The sequence below is a fragment of the Clostridium swellfunianum genome, assembly GCF_023656515.1.
GTDB classification, from domain to species: Bacteria; Bacillota; Clostridia; order Clostridiales; family Clostridiaceae; genus Clostridium_AT; species Clostridium_AT swellfunianum.
In genome coordinates, this window is record NZ_JAMOFV010000006.1 from 368,889 (window position 1) to 387,741 (window position 18,853).

Annotated in this window: 18 protein-coding genes; 9 read left to right on the plus strand and 9 right to left on the minus strand. The window is 32.8% G+C overall.

What is annotated here, in order from left to right; translation table 11 throughout:
- The first annotated feature begins 198 nt into the window (after positions 1–198).
- The 3 genes from NBE98_RS01865 to NBE98_RS01875 all read left to right on the plus strand — a co-directional run bounded on the left by NBE98_RS01865 (position 199) and on the right by NBE98_RS01875 (position 4,788).
- Entirely contained in the window at positions 199–1,272 is a 1,074-nt protein-coding gene (locus NBE98_RS01865; RefSeq protein WP_250811830.1) for a permease, read from the plus strand.
- Between the two features lie 164 nt (positions 1,273–1,436).
- A complete protein-coding gene (locus NBE98_RS01870) occupies positions 1,437–2,363 on the plus strand; it encodes a patatin-like phospholipase family protein (protein WP_250811836.1) in 927 nt (308 codons plus the stop codon).
- A gap of 145 nt (positions 2,364–2,508) precedes the next feature.
- Complete coding sequence (locus NBE98_RS01875) at positions 2,509–4,788, plus strand: MASE3 domain-containing protein (RefSeq protein ID WP_250811838.1); 2,280 nt, start codon at positions 2,509–2,511, stop codon at positions 4,786–4,788.
- A gap of 175 nt (positions 4,789–4,963) precedes the next feature.
- Here the strand turns inward: NBE98_RS01875 and NBE98_RS01880 are convergent, their stop codons facing one another.
- The 6 genes from NBE98_RS01880 to murI all read right to left on the minus strand — a co-directional run bounded on the left by NBE98_RS01880 (position 4,964) and on the right by murI (position 8,655).
- On the minus strand, positions 4,964–5,395 hold the full coding sequence (locus NBE98_RS01880; protein WP_250811845.1) for a DMT family transporter: 432 nt from the start codon (positions 5,393–5,395) through the stop codon (positions 4,964–4,966).
- A 148-nt stretch (positions 5,396–5,543) separates the two neighbouring features.
- A complete protein-coding gene (locus NBE98_RS01885; RefSeq protein WP_250811848.1) occupies positions 5,544–6,002 on the minus strand; it encodes a dUTP diphosphatase in 459 nt (152 codons plus the stop codon).
- Between the two features lie 251 nt (positions 6,003–6,253).
- Positions 6,254–6,643, minus strand: coding sequence for a DUF3783 domain-containing protein (locus NBE98_RS01890; RefSeq protein ID WP_250811853.1), 390 nt, complete (start codon positions 6,641–6,643; stop codon positions 6,254–6,256).
- A 35-nt stretch (positions 6,644–6,678) separates the two neighbouring features.
- On the minus strand, positions 6,679–7,197 hold the full coding sequence (locus NBE98_RS01895; protein WP_250811855.1) for a peptidylprolyl isomerase: 519 nt from the start codon (positions 7,195–7,197) through the stop codon (positions 6,679–6,681).
- A 130-nt stretch (positions 7,198–7,327) separates the two neighbouring features.
- Positions 7,328–7,780, minus strand: coding sequence for a hypothetical protein (locus NBE98_RS01900; RefSeq protein ID WP_250811857.1), 453 nt, complete (start codon positions 7,778–7,780; stop codon positions 7,328–7,330).
- 116 nt (positions 7,781–7,896) lie between these two features.
- Positions 7,897–8,655 (minus strand): glutamate racemase, encoded by a 759-nt coding sequence (murI, locus tag NBE98_RS01905; protein ID WP_250817435.1) that lies wholly within the window; start codon positions 8,653–8,655, stop codon positions 7,897–7,899.
- Positions 8,656–9,001: 346 nt separating this feature from the next.
- On the opposite strand from murI, the gene NBE98_RS01910 reads away from it, so the two are divergent.
- The 4 genes from NBE98_RS01910 (at position 9,002) to NBE98_RS01925 (ending at position 13,600) form a co-directional block, all read left to right on the plus strand.
- Complete coding sequence (locus NBE98_RS01910) at positions 9,002–10,900, plus strand: type I glutamate--ammonia ligase (RefSeq protein ID WP_250811859.1); 1,899 nt, start codon at positions 9,002–9,004, stop codon at positions 10,898–10,900.
- 185 nt (positions 10,901–11,085) lie between these two features.
- On the plus strand, positions 11,086–11,613 hold the full coding sequence (locus NBE98_RS01915; RefSeq protein ID WP_250811861.1) for an RNA polymerase sigma factor: 528 nt from the start codon (positions 11,086–11,088) through the stop codon (positions 11,611–11,613).
- A 2-nt stretch (positions 11,614–11,615) separates the two neighbouring features.
- Positions 11,616–13,160, plus strand: coding sequence for a DUF4179 domain-containing protein (locus NBE98_RS01920; protein ID WP_250811865.1), 1,545 nt, complete (start codon positions 11,616–11,618; stop codon positions 13,158–13,160).
- Between the two features lie 74 nt (positions 13,161–13,234).
- On the plus strand, positions 13,235–13,600 hold the full coding sequence (locus NBE98_RS01925; RefSeq protein ID WP_250811866.1) for a zinc-ribbon domain-containing protein: 366 nt from the start codon (positions 13,235–13,237) through the stop codon (positions 13,598–13,600).
- A 26-nt stretch (positions 13,601–13,626) separates the two neighbouring features.
- On the opposite strand, the gene NBE98_RS01930 is transcribed toward NBE98_RS01925, so the two are convergent.
- The 3 genes from NBE98_RS01930 to NBE98_RS01940 all read right to left on the minus strand — a co-directional run bounded on the left by NBE98_RS01930 (position 13,627) and on the right by NBE98_RS01940 (position 16,817).
- On the minus strand, positions 13,627–15,630 hold the full coding sequence (locus NBE98_RS01930; protein ID WP_250811867.1) for a beta-propeller domain-containing protein: 2,004 nt from the start codon (positions 15,628–15,630) through the stop codon (positions 13,627–13,629).
- A complete protein-coding gene (locus NBE98_RS01935) occupies positions 15,630–16,121 on the minus strand; it encodes a sigma-70 family RNA polymerase sigma factor (protein WP_250811869.1) in 492 nt (163 codons plus the stop codon). The genes NBE98_RS01930 and NBE98_RS01935 overlap by 1 nt, the downstream gene beginning before the upstream one ends.
- A 147-nt stretch (positions 16,122–16,268) precedes the next feature.
- Positions 16,269–16,817, minus strand: coding sequence for a 2'-5' RNA ligase family protein (locus tag NBE98_RS01940; protein WP_250811871.1), 549 nt, complete (start codon positions 16,815–16,817; stop codon positions 16,269–16,271).
- 213 nt (positions 16,818–17,030) lie between these two features.
- Between NBE98_RS01940 and NBE98_RS01945 the strand changes: the two genes are divergently transcribed.
- Both NBE98_RS01945 and murA read left to right on the plus strand, forming a co-directional pair.
- Positions 17,031–17,189 (plus strand): DUF1540 domain-containing protein, encoded by a 159-nt coding sequence (locus tag NBE98_RS01945; RefSeq protein WP_250817437.1) that lies wholly within the window; start codon positions 17,031–17,033, stop codon positions 17,187–17,189.
- A 369-nt stretch (positions 17,190–17,558) separates the two neighbouring features.
- Positions 17,559–18,824 carry a UDP-N-acetylglucosamine 1-carboxyvinyltransferase gene (murA, locus tag NBE98_RS01950; RefSeq protein WP_250811875.1) on the plus strand — a complete coding sequence of 422 codons (1,266 nt, stop codon included), beginning with the start codon at positions 17,559–17,561 and terminating at the stop codon, positions 18,822–18,824.
- The last annotated feature ends 29 nt before the right edge of the window (positions 18,825–18,853 follow it).

Genomic DNA, 18,853 nt, shown 5'->3' on the forward strand with positions numbered 1-18,853 from the left:
TATAACATCAAATTATTAATGAAGTATCACTTTTTGCTATAAAAAAAACCAATAGTTTAAATAAGTAGTATTTAAAATGCCAATTATACAATTATGTATATATAGAATATAATTAGTAGTGTTTATTAAAAACACAATTATGTTTCATAATAATATAGAAATAATTAAATCTATTTAAACTATACAGGGGGAAACCAAATGTCACAAGAGTTATCAACTAATTCTAAGTTAGCTGTACAGCGTAAGAAGTTATCAATAATTTTACCTATTTTATTTTTAGCAGTTGCGGTAATTGGGCTTTACATAGTAAAGTGGAATCCGTATTATGCAAAGGCATTTAAAGCTGCAAGTACTCACTCAATAGGAAACTCTATAGTGTCGGGAAAGGTTCAGGCAGCCCCGGCTCCATCTTGGACAGCAGCTTGGGGATATACTACAGCATATTTCACAGCTGTGTGGAAAGCAGTTGTGCTTGGTCTTTTACTAGGTTCATTAATTCAGGTTGCTATTCCTAAGAAGTGGATAAAAAAAGCACTTGGTGGAAATAACCTCAGCAATACTGCAGTTGCTGCAGGCGCATCGCTTCCAGGAATGATGTGTTCATGCTGTGCATCTCCAGTTGCAGTGGGACTTAGAAAGAGCTCAGCATCTATGAGCTCAACACTTGCGTTCTTGCTTGGAAACCCAACATTAAACCCGGCAACAATAATATTTATGGGATTTGTACTTGGATGGAAGTTTTCAATATTTAGAATAGTAATGGGGCTAGTGCTTGTTTTTGGTATTTCAACTCTAGCATCAAAGTACGGTAAAGAAGACATTATTGCTGAGAGTGCTTTAAAAAGGTTAGAAGAAACTGATGAAGAAGGAAATTTATTTGTAAGATGGCTTAAAGCTTTACTTCAGTTATCTATAGATACGATTCCAGCATATTTAATTGTAGTTACATTACTTGGTGCAGCTAGAGCATGGTTGTTCCCAGTACTTAATGGAAACAGTGCTAACAGTATATTTGCTATTATATTGCTGGCTATCACTGGAACACTATTTGTTATACCAACCGCTGCAGAAATTCCAATAGTTCAAACATTAATGTCCTTTGGACTAGGAACAGGTCCTGCCGCTGCGCTTTTAATGACTTTGCCAGCTACAAGTCTGCCATCACTGCTTTTGGTCAAACGTGTATTTCCAAGAAAGGTTCTAGTGTTTGTAGGAGCTGGAGTAGCTGTTATAGGAGTTATAAGCGGTATTCTAGGAATGTTAATATTGTAAGAAATACAAAAAGACATGAGGTTTATTCATGTCTTTTTATTTTATTTAAGATTGACCTGTTTTTTTCAGTAAGTATCACCAAGCATAGAATAAATTCATATATTAGTACTGGTTTGCAATTATTTTATGTAGTTGTAATTAGAATTTAATAAGGGAGATAACTTTTGAAGATTGATTTGGTTTTTGAGGGTGGAGGGGTTACTGGAATAAGCTATGTTGGAGCTTTTAAAGCGTTAGAAGAAAGTGGCTATAAAGCCTGCAGATGTGCCGGAACATCAGCAGGATCTGTTATAGCAGCATTGATTGCTGCAGGGTATAACTCTAAAGAGCTAACTGAAGTACTATTTAATACAGACTTTGGAAAGTTTCTTAAGAAAACAAGTATAGGTAAAGTTCCACTAGTTGGGTTACCTTTATCTCTAATGTTTGATAAAGGCTTATATGATAGCAAAATAACTGAAAATTGGATTGGTGAGTTGCTTGCGAAAAAAGGAAAAACAAAATTTAAACATGTAATGGAAGAAGGGAAAAGCAAGTTAAAAATAATTGCAGCAGATATAACTAGAAGAAAAATGTTGGTGCTACCTGATGATTTAACTGAATACGGAATTAATCCTTTTGAATTTGATATTTCAAAGGCTGTAAGAATGAGCTGCGCAATCCCCCTATTTTTTACTCCCTATATATTAGACTGTAGAAACAAAAGAAGCTTTATAGTTGATGGTGGATTACTAAGCAGTTTTCCTATTTGGATTTTTGATATTAGTGAGATACCTAAGTGGCCAACCTTTGGAATAAAGATAAAGAATTTATCCAGCAGTACAGCTCAAGGTAAGACTGATATAATCTCATATATAAAGGACATAGTAACAGCACCAATAAGTCAGGATGAAGAGAATTTTATTAGGGACAAAGACTATGTAAGAACTGTTATAATTGACTATGATGGCAAGTTGGGAGCTACAGGATTTGCTGAAGCTAATAATTTTATAAAAGATTTTTATGATAATGGGTATAACAGTACAACCAAACTTATCAAAAGCTGGGAGTTTAAAAAATATAGCAGAATGATAAATAATTGTGGAAGCTAGTAAAAACTGCCTTAATTCGAGGCAGTTTTTACTATGGATATAAACTTTTAATAAATATTTATTATATCTTGTAGAAAAATATACCAAGTCAGAAAATTATGTGTTAATATAAAATTATAATTATAGCTAAACGGAGGAGTCTACAATGGAAATGACTTATGATGAAAAGACCTCAGTGAAACAAAAAGACAACCTGATACTTACTTATTTTGTAACTTTAGCTGGAGCTATAGTTACGTCTTTTTTTATGCATTCTTCTTGGATTAGGTATATAAATGTATATCATACAATTTTGGAGCTTTTTTGTGTATTTATAGCTCTATCAATATTTTTGTCCAGCTGGTATAACTACCAAAGAATTTCTTTCAGTAAACAAATACTAGGATTCGGATTTTTAACAGTTGCTGTATTTGATGCACTGCATACCTTTTATTTTTTAAGACTTGACTTAACAGCTTCAAGTTATTTTGACCTATCCACCAGGTATTGGATAATTGGAAGGCTTGTAGAGGCCATAGTTATACTTATTCTTGTTAGAGATATAAACCTCAAGGCAAATGTAGGCAAGCTGTGGGCCTTGGTCATTACATTAATAATAACCTTGGGAGCTATTTGTTTTTTAAATGTATATCATGATTATTTACCTGTTCTATTAACTGATAAAGGAGTAACACCTATAAAGGTAGTTTTAGAATATTTAGTAATATTGCTCTGTACCATAAGTTTGTATATGACAAAGAAAAAGCTCAACAGTGATGAAAATATTCAATATAAATACATATTCTTATCACTACTTACTATGATACCTTCCGAGATACTTTTTACTCTTTACAGTGATGTAAGTTCAGTTGTATGGACCATTGGACATGTCTTAAAGATAGTATCTTATTATTTTTTGTTTAAAGGGATTTATGTAAGTTCTATTATTTATTCATATATAAAACTTGAAGCTCATCATGAAGAAGTTGAAAGAGCTCATGAGGAAATCAAAGCGATGACGGACACGTTAAATGATATCCTTGACTCTTTGCCTACAGCAGTTTATATGTATGATGAAAATAGCAGGATTAAATATGTAAATAAAAAATTTGAAGAATTGTTTGGCTGCAGTAAGAATGATATTTGTGGTATGACAACAGAGCGGTCATTAAGTATAATTATTCCTAAAGAGAATGAACCAAGGCTTTTAACAGATAGAGTTTTGGAAGGTGACATTACTGCTTCAAAGATTGTAAAAACATATAGAACTTTATATGGGGAGTATAAAAAGCTGTCGATAACCTCCCAAAAGATTAGTGGTGGTGCAATAGCCCTTATTAGAGAGGCAAAGGAAGAGCAGGAGTTGTCAAATCTTAATCTCCAGACAGAGGCTATACTAAACTCTGTCAGCAACTGCGTGTTGATGATTGATAATAATAAAAATATTGTATTATGTAATAAGGCGCTTGAAGAACTTGTGGGAATAGATAAAACAAAGCTTATAGGAATGAATATTGATGAACTTAATAAGATAATAAATTTTGATGCACAATATTTAACTGATATTATGCTTCAGGAAGATGCAGATGAGCAAGTGTACGAGGCTTCACTTATAACTCCAGGAGGAAGTAAAAAAGAAATAATAATTTATCTTTCTGCTATAAAAAATGTTGAAGGTGAAGTAATAGGCGGAATTAGCGTTTCAACTGATGTTACCGAGCAAAAGAAAGAGCAGCTTAAAATACAACAGCAAGAAAAGCTTGCACTTTTAGGACAACTAGGCGCAGGCATAGTGCATGAAACTAGAAATTTTTTAACTACAATAAAAGGCAGATGTCAATTGGTCGAATTTTTAGCTGAAGAACCAAAACTTAAGGAATATGCTAAAAAAATAAATAATGATATGGATGAAATAAACAGAATTATTAGCGAATTTTTATTTTTATCTAAACCAAGAGAAACAGAGTTAGAGGAAGTATCTATGTATGATATCGTTCAATCTATTAAGAACATAGTTGAGACTTCTTCTCTTGTTAGAGGTGTAGATGTAGGCATGGAGGTATCTAGAGAAGAGAGATATCTAATGTGCGATGAGGTTCAAATAAAGCAGGTTATACTGAATATATGTAAAAATGCTGTAGACGCTATGGCTGGAGTGGAGTGTCCTAAACTATCTATTGTTACTGGTTATAATGAAGATAACAATGAGATGTTTATAAGAATTGCTGATAACGGAGCAGGCATGACTGAGGAACAGCTTGACAAAATAGGAACAATGTTTTATACAACTAAAAAGACTGGAACAGGCTTGGGGTTGAATGTATGTTATCAAATAATAAAAGAGCATAAGGGAAGGATTGAGGTAGAAAGCAAATTAGGCGAAGGTACAATATTTACAGTAGTAATACCTTGTATTGACGATGAAGAGCTAGAGGACGTAATATAAGAAGTCGCCATTAATAAGGAGAAGCTTAAAGGACATTTATTTATAAAACAACCTTTAAGCTTTTTTTCTTTACATATAAAAAGTTAACAAGTTAACAATATAAAAATTTAAAAATTTAACCATATAAAAATATAAGAATATGTACTTTTTATTATAACTAAGAGATTATAATATATTAGCATTTCCATTTGAATATTAATATTCCAACAATCATAACAACTACACCGATAATCTTGCTGGTTCCGAAGGCTACTTTGACAGAATCGAATAGCCCAAAGGCATCAATCAAGGCGGCGGCTGTAAGTTGAGCAATAAGTATTATAGTTATAGCGCAGGTTGGGCCGAGAGATTTAATTCCCATCATAACAGTAATAATTATAACAACCCCTAGTGCTCCACCTAATAGATACAATTTGTTTGCATCTTTTATGTTTTTGAAGCTTCCATTTCCGACTATAAAGAGAGCGATTAGACTTAATATAAGTCCTGTAGCCTGAACGATAACGTTGGTTTCCCAGGTGCCGATTTTATCTCCAAGCCTTGTATTAAAGACCCCTTGAAGGCTCATAGCTACACCTGCCACAATAGAGAGAATTACGCCTAGCATAAAAAATCACCTTCCAAGTATATATTTTAGTAAGCTTAAAGATTTTCAGCCTGTCATCTTAGTTTATACAAAACTAAAGATTTTATTTGCTGACTTTTAAAGCTTAGATACATATTCTATGAAGGTGAAAAAATTATTTCATATTTAGTTATGCCGTATATAATTTGTTGTTACTGTTTAGTATGTCATCTTCTGTAAAGCCATAAGCTAAGCTAAGGCTTAGAAGAGCCTCCATCAAGGTTATGTAATTATCCCTTGAGGAACATACCATAAAGTCGTTTAAATCAATAAACATATTTAAAAATTGATCTGTTAGTTCATATTCGATATCATTAACATCAAATTCTGTTTCTGTAAAACCTTTTTCAATACCAATACTAAATAAAATATATAGACAGTCTATGTATTTTTCTAGTACTCTTCTTGCAACTGATGATTTTTTAGATACCCAAAACTTAAAGCACTGGGTTTCATTTGCTAGTTCACCAATCTTAACATGCAAGGCTAATATCTTTTGTGTAAGCAAAGGTTTCCCTTGTACGTCTAGTCTATCCTGCATTCCACTATCAAGCTTTCTTTGAAACTCATATAATTTTTCTAAGTTCATATAAAGAGCCGCCTTTCTTCTTAGCAGATGTTGTACAAATAGTATTTTAAATCTCTACTATCTATTTTACATAAAATCATTGAATTTTGAAAGTTGTGAAAAAGTTTACAGCAAAAATATTTTTTTAACTTTCATAAATGTTTAGATATGTGCATTAATTTGGAATAAATTTATGCAAATGATGTAAGTTGATGAAAGATATGTTTCAAAAATGGCATTAATAAAAGGAACTCATATGAGTTCCTTAAAGGTTATCCTTGTGCTCTTTGCTGCATATATCTTCTAGCTTGCTCTCTTTCTTCCATGAGATGCTCTAAAAGATAGTGAAATTCCCAATCAGTTGAGGTTGGAGTAACAACAGCAAGGATTGGTTTTATATTTTTATTTGAACGTATTGTTCTTATTGCCGTATCTAGTTCGTAATCTGTAAAATTATTAAACAATATTACTTTCTCGTCAGGCAATTGCTTATCGTATGTATCAAGGATAGGTCCATCGATTATGTCTCTAACCTTCATACTAGCCATGTTTTTTTTGATAACTTTATAAGAAGGAAGTTCAAGCTCTTCGATCATGGTATCTAAAAAAGCTCTTTCATCTTCTTCAAGGCCATATATAAGCATCATTTTGTTATTATCCAAAACCATTCATCTCCCTTCCTTTTAGGAGTGGCATACTACATTTTTTCAGGTTCGCCGTATTCTACTCCAAAAGTATCAACTGTAACTTCTTCCATTACTTGATCTTCATAAGGTTTGTCTCTAAAGTCTCTCTTAACGCTAACTATTTGCTTAGCAACATCTTCGCCCTCAATAAGCTTTCCAAAGGAAGCATACTGTCCATCTAAATGAGGAGCATCAGCTACCATTATGAAGAATTGACTTCCTGCAGAGTTAGGATGTGCAGATCTTGCCATTGATAAAACGCCTGTAGTGTGAGTTAAGTCATTTTTAAATTTGTTTGAACTGAATTCACCCTTTATTGAGTAGCCAGGTCCCCCTGTTCCGTTTCCGGATGGGTCTCCTCCTTGAATCATGAAACCAGGAATTACTCTATGGAATATTAATCCGTTGTAAAAACCCTTGCTTACTAGACTTATAAAATTTTTAACGGTGTTAGGAGCTATCTCTGGATATAGTTCAGCTTTCATAACTCCGCCATCTTTCATTTTGAATGTAACTATAGGATTTGTCATAAATTTCTCTCCTTTACTTGTAAGTACCTTTTAGTAGTTATTACCATGATGGATATAATTATACAATAATTAGGCAAAAAGGTGAAGAACCCTCTGATAACATATCAGAGGGCCATAAAGGAACCTATAATTAAAATTCTTCTACGCTCCAATCTATGCTTAATGCTGCTTCATTAATAGCTTTTTCAGCTTCTATCACGAGGCTCCCACCTGGAAGTAGTATTGCGTAGTTATTTTTAAATAAGTTTTCGCTATTTTTAATTGTAGCTAACTCTCTATGCTCTGCATCAGGTTTAATAGAAAGCTCCTGAGCTATTTGAAGAGAACTAACCTGCCTAGAAAGTTCTGGTGAATCTAAATTATCTGCTGATAGAAGCTTTAAAACATTATTATCTTTAAGTTTGAGATTTAATTCGTGTAGTGTGTATACACACTTACTGTCAATTGGGTTTGTCAGCGTCAGGTATCTATATAGAATATCATCCTTTATGTTTACGGTAGAGTTATTATTAGATTCCTTATAGCTTCTGTACATGTTTATCTCTCTTTCCTCTGAGTACTTTTTTAGCCAAAAAACCTTCAACTGCATCACCTTATTTCCATTGTTTTTATAGTTTAATGTATTCTAATGGAATAAAATGTGTTCATAATGAATATAATTTTGGCTAAAAAAATAAGCCCAGACGGGCTTTCGAGTATTTAATATTCCAGTAGTCTATAACTGAGTTTTAAAAGTTCTTCGTCATTAGATGAATTAATTATTTCAACAGTGCCGCCTTTATCTTGTTTGTTTAAAGCACCCATATTAGATAACTGTCTTCTTAGCTGCTTCACTGTTCCCAGGCTTCCATCTATTATTTCTGCATCTTTAGTTACAACGCTTAAAAGCTCATTTTTAATAAATGGATAGTGAGTGCAGCCTAACACTACAGAACTCAAATCTCCATTTAAATAGGGCTTAAGTTTTTCATTAAGGTATGAATTTACTCTTTCTCCCTCTATTATTCCGCTTTCAATAAGCTCAACTAGACCGGCGCAAGGCATAGGGACTATGTCTGCTCTATCTTTATAACTCTTCATAAGATTGCTAAATTTTGTTTCGGCCAAGGTCATAGGAGTAGCCATAATTATAATCTTACCTTTTCTGTTAAGCTCTACTGCTGGTTTTAATGCCGGCTCAATACCTATAATAGGCACGTTTGTATAATTAGTTCTTAAATCCTCTATAGCTGCACTTGTTGCAGTATTGCAAGCAATTACAATAGCTTTAACACCTTTCGATAGCAAAAAGTCTACAGCTTTAAAGGTGAGGTCTTTAACCTCATCAACTTTTTTCGTTCCATAAGGTGCATTCTTGGAATCGCCAAAATATATATAGTTTTCGTAAGGAAGCAGCTTAACAGCCTCTTTGAGAACACTTATGCCACCAACACCTGAATCGAAAAAACCTATTGGCATACTGTTTTTTTGTAATACTTCACCCACTAATTCCACCTCCGTAGGTATAGGTCGAATCCTTCATTAAAATATTATACTCTTTTTCATAATGTTTGTGTATAAAAAATATTTAAATTAGGTTTTAAGGTGATTGTTAATAAAAGATATTTTAAATGCACATAAAAAATTAAAATGCATATGTTTACATTTAACAAATTATCAAAAATACACTTGTTTATAATTTATTAATTAATAAATTAATAAAAAGCGGAAATATTTTTTTGGAATTATACAGAATTTTAGTGTCAGCGCTATAATGACATTAATAAGAGAGTATGTATTTGAGAATTATGGAGGCGTAAAAATTATGTATAAGGATTTAATTTATATCGTTCCTAAAGTAGAACATTCAGAAGAAAATTTAAAAACATTACTAGCAAATCATCCTGAGATAAAATTTGTTTCTTTAGTAGGTATAGACCTAGCAGGAAACGATACGGATGAAAAGATACCTGTTAAACTTTTCTTAGAAGATATGTATACATTTTTAACTGGAGCAGTTCAAACTGATGGATCTTCAGTTGCCCTGCCTGGAATAGCCAGCTTAAATAACGCAAAGATAGATATAGTCGCAGACCTTGATGTTAATTGGTTCGTTGATTATAACTATGAATTTATAGATGAAGAAACACAAAAGCCAGTAGGAACTCTTAGAATACCAAGCTTTTTATATTACGAGGGAAAAGCAGTAGATTCAAGATGTATTTTAAAAAATTCCATAAACTATTTTAAAGAAACGCTATTAGACTTATTTAAGAAATACCCAGAAAGTTTAGCTGTATATGGAATTAAGTATGAGGATATTGAAGACTTAGTGCCAACCTCAGCTACAGAGCTTGAGTTTTGGGTTAAAACTCCTGATGAAAAGGCTGTAGTAGAAGAATTATCAACTTCTCAAGTTTTACAAGAACAATACTGGACAAGAACAAAGGGCGCAGTTCGTACAGCTATGGAACAAAGCTTAATTCTTATGGAACAATATGGACTTGAGCCTGAAATGGGTCATAAGGAAGTGGGTGGAGTTAAGGCTAAAATGGATGAGTCAGGTAAGCTCACTCATATAATGGAACAGCTTGAAATTGACTGGAAGTACTCTACTTCAATACAAGCAGCAGACAATGAACTTTTAGCTAGAACTATAGTTAAAGAAACTTTTAGAAGAAATGGCCTTGATGTAACATTTTTAGCAAAACCTATTGATGGAGTGGCAGGAAGCGGAGAACATACACATATAGGTATGGCTCTGAAGCTTAAGAATGGAAAGAGAATAAATCTATTTAATGCAACAAAAGAGCATTTTATGAGTGCTGTAGGATATGCTTCAGTTATGGGTATTCTAAAAAACTATGAGGTCATAAATCCATTTGTATCTGCAACAAATGATTCTTTAAGAAGATTAAAGCCAGGCTTTGAAGCGCCTGTATGTATAGTTACTTCATTAGGTCACAGCGTAGATTTGCCTTCAAGAAATAGAACTATACTAATTGGTCTTATTAGAGATGTTGAGAATCCACTTGCTACTAGATTTGAGCTTAGAGCTCCAAATCCATATACAAATACCTATCTATGCTTAGCGACTTTATACATGGCTATGATGGACGGAATTAAGTATGCCATAGAAAATAGAAAAAATGAGGATGAACTTCTTGCAGAGCTTTCTAAAAAGCCTGGAGAAACAACTGACTATCTAGAGAAAGATAGAGCTTATAGAAGCGAAGAAGATGTATTTGAGGATTTCACTAGCGAGGAAAGAGAAGAGTTTTTTGGAAAGGCTCCTGCCACAGTTTATGAAAATCTGCATGCTTTTGATAAGTACCCAGAAAAGCTAAGTGCATTAAAGGCTGGAGATATCTTAAACGATAGGCTTATAAACAGCTTCAGACTTACTGCAACTAAGAGATGGCTCACTGAAATTAGCGGAAGAATAATTGCAAACTACAGTGACGAAATAAGAGGCTACAAGATGCTTCACTCTCTTGATAAGGCTCTAGACTTAGATGTATCTAACTGGATGGCTATAAACAACCTAAGATACTATATAATGAAGGATAGCTATACATCAAAGAGTTTGTTTACAAGAATTAAAGAAGCTATAGAAGATAAAAATTATGAACTTGTTTCAGCACTTCAATTAGAGCTTGATGATAAGATGAAAGAGCTCAGAGAAAGATATGCTAATTATAAGAAAAACTTGTTGGATATATAGGAAAGATGCAGCCAGGGCTGCATCTTTTTTCATTTTCGCATAACAACACAAAGTTATATAAGCTATAATCATTTATAGATTAATAATGCTTTAGAGCATTGTTTTTAGCAATAAAATAAATTTTTAGTTTTTGAAACTTTTGTTATAGGTATTGAATCTTATTGGTATAGAAGGGAAGTGAGACGGTGGAAGTAAAAAAAGATATATCTTTTATAGTAAAAAGTCTTAAAAAAGGCAAATATGAAGTTTTTTTAGAATGGTTAGATTTGAACAAAGACAAGTTATATAGGATGTGTTTTTCATATGTGAAAAATAATGCGGATGTTGAGGATGTGTTTCATAATACTGCAATCAAGGTTATTGAAAATATACAGAAGCTTAAAAGTGAAGAAGCTTTTGAGAAGTGGGTTATTTCTATAATGTTAAATGAATGCAGAAAGCTTCTTAGAGAGAAAAAGAAGGTCCTTATCTCAGAGGAAATAGAAGTTTCAAGCGAGATTAATGTTTTAGCAGAGCAGGAAGAACGAATGGATCTTATTAATGGCTTAAAGAAAATTGATGAAAAACACAAAGAAATGATTATTTTGAAATACTATAGCGGCTATTCTCAAAAAGAAATAGCTGAGATTTTAGATATACCGCTTGGAACGGTTAAGACAAAGCTATTTAGAGGCTTAAAAATGCTTAGAGATATATTAGGAAGGGAGGCTTAGTTATGAATTGTGAAGCTATAAAAGAATACCTTATTGATTACTTGGATGGAAATTTAAGTGAAGAGGAAAAAATAAAGGTATCAAAACACCTTGAAGAATGTGAAGAATGCAGACAAGAACTTTACGAAGTGGAAAAAATGATAAGTGAGATTGAACAGAGTAGAGAAGACATAGTCATTCCCAAGGATTTTATGTTAAATGTAAAAAATAAAGTAGACAGTACAAAAAACGGTGGAAGGAAGCTAAGAAAGTCATTAAGAACAATGTTGATTGCTGCTGCAATTCTCACTATGTCTGTGGCTACAGTTTTTGCAGCTAAAGAGCCAATTATGAACCTTATAAAACTAATTAACCCAGATTCTCGGATGAACAAACTAATAGATAGAGGTTACGGAAATAAGCTAAATATATCGAGAACAGATAAAAATATAAAAATAACAGTTACGGATGTAGTGGCTGATGATATGCAGACATTAATTTCTTATAAAATAGAGGACATTAAGGAAGGAAAAGAGTACAGGATTAAGTATAATGATGGTATAGATATAAAAGAAAACTGGGTAAAGCAGCTTGAAGGTACAAATATAAAAATGTATACGGCTGTATTTAATTCAGGAGGCACTGGGACTTTAACGTTATACCCTATTGATACGGATGATAAAACTATAAATCTAACATTTAAAAAGCTTATAACAAAATCAGGAGACAGTGAGGAAGTTGTTGAAGGAAATTGGAGTTTTGAGATTCCTATAACCAAGCATGAAGGCAAAAGCTATGATATTAATGCTTCTATAAAGGTTGAAAATTACACAATAGAGTTTAATAAGATAACTATATCCCCTACCCTTACTAGGCTAGGCTTTAACTGCAGGAATGGAGGTAAGAAAAATGAAAGAGTATTGGGGCTTGAGGATGTAAGGATATTTGTAAAGGGAAAGGAATATAAGCCTTATAATTTTGGACATGGAGATTGGAATGCATACTCAGCTGTAGGCTATGGAAATAATGAAATGACCTTTGATTCTATGTACTTTGATAATCCTAAGGAGATTGAGATTAGGGTAACAAGGATAAGCACAGAAATTTCTGAAAGTAAGCCTGTAGAGTTATTTGTAAAACTTGATGAAGATAAGCCTCAGGAATTTGAGTATCTTGGAACAAAGCTTCTTGTTAACAATTTAAAGGTTGGAGAAGATATAACTTTTGAATTTAATCAGCCTGAATACAGTGATAAGTTTGAAATGCTTAGTACAGAGTTTTGGCCAGCCGATGATCATAGCGCAGAGAAAAGCTTTAGTTCAGGAGGAGGCTCTAATGAAGTTTACTATATAGATAAATATAATAAAAAACATGAGTATTTGAATGCTTTATCTGATTGGGATAAAATAAGGATTAATGATCCTGTACTTTATATAGCAAATACTAAGTATAAGCTCGAACCTTCTAAGGGGCTAGATATTAAGAAAGAGAAAACTTTTAGAGTGCTTATAAATGGGTACACAAAAACAAGATTCGTTAACGAAGCAGTAAAGGTAAAATTAAAATAAATAAGATTTTATCGCAGCAAAATCAGAAGTTATTCATATACTAAAACTATAGCAGGTTTTAGGAGTTGAATTGAATGCCTTTAAAAGACAGGTTGTCAAAGATAGGAAAGTATTTAGAAGATGGAGTATCTAATGTTGCTTACAAGTCTGAGAATCTAATTGAGGTTTCTAAGCTTAATATGGCTATATCCTCCGAAGAAAAGATGGTTGATGATATATGCAGAAAAATAGGTAAAAAAATATATAACGACTATAAAGAAAAGAAAGTAACGGATAAGAGCCTTATAAATAAGTGCGAGGAGATAGAGGCTATTGAGAAGGATATTAATGCTCTCAAGAAAAAACTTATGAAGCTTAAGGATAAAAAGGCTTGCAAGAAATGTGGTGCTGAAATGGATAGAGGGGCTTCCTTCTGCCCTAAATGCGGAAAAGAACAATGAACCTGAAGCATATGCTTCAGGTTCATTTATTTTGGAAGTTTTACTGAGCCAAGTTCTTTCATAGAAGACATATCATTGGCTTTAATCATACCGTTTGAGATTGTATATAACGTATTGTTGATATGGAGAATTCTTTGAATTTTATTTGTTCTAGCTTCCTCTGTAGAGAAATACTTTGGTTCATACTTTTTGTTTTCATTATGGGTTAAGGTGCTTTTTAATATAAAACCTTTATCCATATCAATACTGAATACATAAGCACCCTCGAAAGCAGGTAGTCCGTAATCTTTAGGCAGTCTTTTTGCTTCTGCAAGTTTCAACTCGGCTGCATTATATCCAATAGTAACTGGAAAAGCAAAGATATTATTTTCTTTTGAAAAAAGTAGTGCTTTGTGGTTATAAAGAAGTTCTGATTCAGTTCCAAAGCTGCCTACTACTGTTGTAAACTTCTCTTTTGGATTATTTATATCAGTTATATCAAACATAGAAATTTTAATGCCTTTAGTGGATACTCTCGTTCCTACTTCTTCGGTATTTTTTCCAAAGCCTACTATGTGATTTTCATCATAAGGATGAAGGTAAGTGCTAAAGCCTGGAATCTTTAATTCTCCGAGAACTATAGGGTTGCTAGGATTTTTAAGATCAATTACAAAGAGTGGATCCGTTGTCTTAAAGGTTACTATATAAGCTCTGTTACCAATAAATCTTGTAGAATAAATCTGCTCTCCAGGAGCTAGGTTTTCAAGCTTACCAACTATATTCATTTTATTATCTAATACAAATAGATTATTACTTTGCTTCGTTCCATTTCTGTTTTGAGTTGTAGTAATTCTAAAATAATCTCCATGTTCATCCATAGAGAATTGATTAAGAACATTTCCAGCTACTTCACCTTTAGCGGTATAATTTACTTTTCCATTATCTAAAGAAAATTTATACACAGTAGAAACATCATTTCTGCTGTAGCCTGATAAATATAAGTTATTTAAAGATACATAGAGCGTGTATGCCGAACCTAAGTAAGAATCTACTTTAACCGCATCAATTGTTTTTTCTAGATTTATAGAAGCTATATTGATATAGCTAGGTGCTAAAGCATTAGGGCAATATTTTATTTTATCATAGTCAATACCTAATGAACCTCCACCTAGGCTGCTATCCTTATAATAAGGTTTATCAGTGTCTCTTATAGGTTGATTGGCTATAAGAAAAATAGTTGAGTCTATTTTCCTTGAAGAAACATAATAACCGGAAAGCTCAACGGTTTTAACTTCTTTGGCTTGACTTTTATCTGAAATATCATAAATTATTGCTTTAGTGTCTGAAATTCCTATACTGTCTTTTACAGATTTCTGCATACTTTTATCTTCTAGTACATTAGAATTCTCCTTAGAAGTTACACGCATAGGAAGATTTTTCTGTCCTATAGCAATAAGGTGATTTTTATCCAAAAGCAACTCTCTAACCCTAAAATCAACATCTAATTGTATAGATTTTACCACGGTCATAGCTGATGCCGGATAAGCTTTAGTAATATTTATTTTATTTGAATTTATGCTATAAATATAATTTCCGTCTGATTTAACAATATCAGCCTCGTCCACACCAGTAACTTGGGTATTTGTAGTGGAGTAGTTAACAGACTCCTTTTGAGAGGATATATCTGCACTGCTTTTATTTAGTGCATCTTCCCTTATCATACTTTGATCTAATATAAGTCCGTTAGAAGCCAGTAAGCTTTTAAGATTGTCATAAGAATCTATTGTTGGAAGGCTAGATATGGTTATAGCTGCAGCAGGCTGTTCTTCTATAGGAGAGTTGGCTAACTCTTTAGTAGGACTATTGCCAAAGTGCTTTGTCAGAAAAGGGTTTAAGGTTAGAATTAATGCTCCAATGCAGGCAGCAGCTGCGATAGGTTTAGTGAATCTTAGCACGAGTTTTCTTTCAGCCTTATCCAATGCATCTTCAATTACGTTGTCAAGCTCTTTGGGTATAGGAATGTTATTAAAATCTTTTTTCAAATCCTTCATTAAAACTCATCCTCCATTAATTGAAGTCGTAAATATTTCAAAGCCTTATGCAGGTTGTTTTTTACTGTGCTTACCGGGCAATCCAAAAGTTCTGCTATTGATTCTATGGTCATATCCTGAAAATATTTAAGTATAACTACGGTTTTTAGATTTCCATTTAGTTTATCAATAGCGTTGTATAAATCTATATGCTCATCCGAATTTATTTCCCATGACGGTTCGAAAAGCGAGTTTCCTTTTAAAAAAGCGATTTTGTTGTTCTTTCGTATATGATCTAGTGCACAATTTATAACAATTCGAGTAAGCCATGTATTAAAATATTTAGGCTCCTTCAATTTTTCAAAGGAAGTGTAGGCTTTGTATATAGATTCATGAACGATATCTAGTGCATCTTGTTGATTTTTTACATACATGTATGCCAGTCTATATAAACTTTCTTTTTTCTCGTTTAAAAGAGTACAAAAGGTTGTCCGAGTTAAATTTTCAGACATTAATATATTTTCCTCCACATCAATTACACCGCCCTGTTTTCTTATTCACCTATTAGACGATGTAAAGTTATAAATAGTTTTTTGTTTTTGGAAAAAGGTACAATAAAAAATTAAAAAGCCTGATTAAAACAATCAGACTTCAAAAAATTAATAATCCCTAAGCGGAAAGCTTTTAACAAGCATTTCTCTTTTATTATTTATTGGCTTCCAAAGTTCAATCCTATCAATTTTAGATAATCTATAGAATCCATCTCTCTTAGCATCAGTACAGGCAGCTACATATTCTCTGCCACTCCATTCTCTAACAGCATAGTTAGTATTGGCAAGAGAAACGTGCAAATCCCAATCATCAATATTTTCACGCACTTTAAAACCATGAAGCTTTAGCATATCATTCATAGTTCTAGCAAGTCTTATTATATAGCCTTTATTTTCAATCTTTAAGTTAACTGATTTATACGGAGGATCAAAGCAAATTACTCCATTGGTTTCTACTTTAAATTTTTTGTAAGGCTTTAATATTTCACCTATAACACGTGAAAGCTTATCAAGGTCTGGATCTTCAACTACCTCAAGTGTTATATGAAGCATAGGAATATTTTTATAAATTTTATATTTTTGGCAAATATTTTTTTGAATTTTTTCCATTGCGCTATAAGACTCTGCATCGAATAAAGCAACTAAATAATACTTCATTATAATCCCCCATATGTCAAAATAAATTAGCAATTAATCGTATTCATATATGATTTACATAAGGCTATTATACCATATTTATACTTAGTATAATATGATTTATTTATACTAATACTAAATTTGTGTATGAGCCATATATATTTATGGCTCAATAGTTAGGGAAACATTTTTAGTATTTGGGAGGATAAGAATATGAAACACAAATTACAGTCAATGGAACACAATCAAAGTATAGGGTGTACAGTTTCTGAATGTAAATTCCACTGTAAGGATGACAACTACTGTACATTAGAGCAAATTCAAGTTGTTAAGCATGAGCATGGAGCACAAACTCCTGAGTGCACTGATTGCGGAAGCTTTGAATTAGGATAAGGTCTAATAACCAAGAATGAAGAATGAAGAATTTTTTGAGTCTAAATCCATAAAGGATTTTGTCAATGAATTCTCTGTTCTTCATTTTTTTATTCTTCATTATTTTTCTTATAAAGGAATTACTAACAATTTATTTCCCTATTTCCCATAGAAATGATAAAATAATTACTATATAATCATATAGAAAATTATATATGTATTTTTTAAAGCATTTGTGGGAAAATATTCCTATATGAAGTAATTGTAAAAAAAGTTATGCTAAAGTATTCATAATGTGTTATAATAAATTTTGATATTTAGGCTGAAAATGTAGCATTATATTCGGGATATGGGCATATAATTAAAAATTTAGTAAGGATGGGTGCTGGCATGGAAAAGCTAGTTATAAATGGTGGAAAAGAACTATTTGGAAAGATTGATGTAAGTGGAGCCAAAAACGCTGCTGTAGCTATAATACCAGCGGCCATTATGGCAAGTCAGGGTGTTTGTGTTTTAGACAACATTCCCGACATTGAAGATGTTCAGTGTTTAGAAAGAATATTAGAAAGTCTTAATTGTAAAATTATTAAAGGAAATAATACAGTAACTATAGATAGTACAAAGATAAACAGTGTTCATGCAAATACTGAGGATGTTAGAAGAATGAGAGCCTCTTATTATTTAAATGGAGCCCTTCTTGGGAGATTTAGAGAGGCTTATGTTGACTTGCCTGGAGGCTGTCCTATAGGGGTTAGACCTATAGATCAGCATATAAAGGGATTTGAAGCTTTAGGAGCAACTGTTACCATAGAACATGGAACTGTTAAGATTAAGGCTGACAGACTTGTTGGCGCGAATATATTTTTTGATGTGGTGAGTGTAGGAGCGACTATTAATGTTATGCTTGCAGCAGCTCTTGCTGAAGGAACTACAGTATTAGAAAATGTAGCTAAAGAGCCTCATGTAGTTGACGTTGCAAATTTCCTAAATACAATGGGAGCTAACATTAAGGGAGCAGGAACCGATGTTATTAGGATTGTTGGTGTAAAAGAACTTAAAGGATGTAGTTACAGTGTAATTCCAGACCAGATTGAAGCTGGAACCTACATGATAGCAGCAGCTGCTTGTGGAGGAGAGGTTGTTGTAAACAACATTATACCAAAACATATGGAATCAATTACTGCAAAACTTATTGAAATGGGCGTTGAAGTAATTGAAAATGAGGATTCTATAGTGGTTAGATCTAATAGAAGCCTAAAGGGAGTTAATGTTAAGACACTACCTTATCCAGGATTCCCAACAGATGTTCAGCAGCCAATGACTACACTGTTAGCTGTTTCTCGTGGAAGAAGCATTGTTAATGAAAGCATTTGGGAAAGCAGATTTAAATTTGTAGATGAACTTAAGAAAATGGGAGCAAATATAAAAGTTGAAGGAAGAACTGCAATAATCGATGGAGTTGACAAGCTTACTGGAGCTATGCTTAAGGCAACTGATCTAAGAGCTGGAGCCGCAATGGTTATAGCAGGACTTATGGCTGAGGGAATTACAGAAGTAACTTGTATTGATCATGTAGATAGAGGGTACCCTCACATAGAAGAGAAGTTTAAGATGCTAGGAGCAGACATTAGAAGAGTAAGAACTGAGGACTGTTAGTTGATATACATAAGGTGTATCTTACAATA

Bases quoted from the DNA above. Each gene is read 5' to 3' on its own strand.
- NBE98_RS01865 (WP_250811830.1), top strand. From the start codon at position 199: ATGTCACAAGAGTTATCAACTAATTCTAAGTTAGCTGTACAGCGTAAG.
- NBE98_RS01875 (WP_250811838.1), top strand. From the start codon at position 2,509: ATGGAAATGACTTATGATGAAAAGACCTCAGTGAAACAAAAAGACAAC.
- NBE98_RS01880 (WP_250811845.1), bottom strand. From the start codon at position 5,395: ATGCTAGGCGTAATTCTCTCTATTGTGGCAGGTGTAGCTATGAGCCTT.
- NBE98_RS01885 (WP_250811848.1), bottom strand. From the start codon at position 6,002: ATGAACTTAGAAAAATTATATGAGTTTCAAAGAAAGCTTGATAGTGGA.
- NBE98_RS01895 (WP_250811855.1), bottom strand. From the start codon at position 7,197: ATGACAAATCCTATAGTTACATTCAAAATGAAAGATGGCGGAGTTATG.
- murI (WP_250817435.1), bottom strand. From the start codon at position 8,655: ATGCCAATAGGTTTTTTCGATTCAGGTGTTGGTGGCATAAGTGTTCTC.
- NBE98_RS01910 (WP_250811859.1), top strand. From the start codon at position 9,002: ATGTATAAGGATTTAATTTATATCGTTCCTAAAGTAGAACATTCAGAA.
- NBE98_RS01920 (WP_250811865.1), top strand. From the start codon at position 11,616: ATGAATTGTGAAGCTATAAAAGAATACCTTATTGATTACTTGGATGGA.
- NBE98_RS01925 (WP_250811866.1), top strand. From the start codon at position 13,235: ATGCCTTTAAAAGACAGGTTGTCAAAGATAGGAAAGTATTTAGAAGAT.
- NBE98_RS01930 (WP_250811867.1), bottom strand. From the start codon at position 15,630: ATGAAGGATTTGAAAAAAGATTTTAATAACATTCCTATACCCAAAGAG.
- NBE98_RS01935 (WP_250811869.1), bottom strand. From the start codon at position 16,121: ATGTCTGAAAATTTAACTCGGACAACCTTTTGTACTCTTTTAAACGAG.
- NBE98_RS01940 (WP_250811871.1), bottom strand. From the start codon at position 16,817: ATGAAGTATTATTTAGTTGCTTTATTCGATGCAGAGTCTTATAGCGCA.
- NBE98_RS01945 (WP_250817437.1), top strand. From the start codon at position 17,031: ATGGAACACAATCAAAGTATAGGGTGTACAGTTTCTGAATGTAAATTC.
- murA (WP_250811875.1), top strand. From the start codon at position 17,559: ATGGAAAAGCTAGTTATAAATGGTGGAAAAGAACTATTTGGAAAGATT.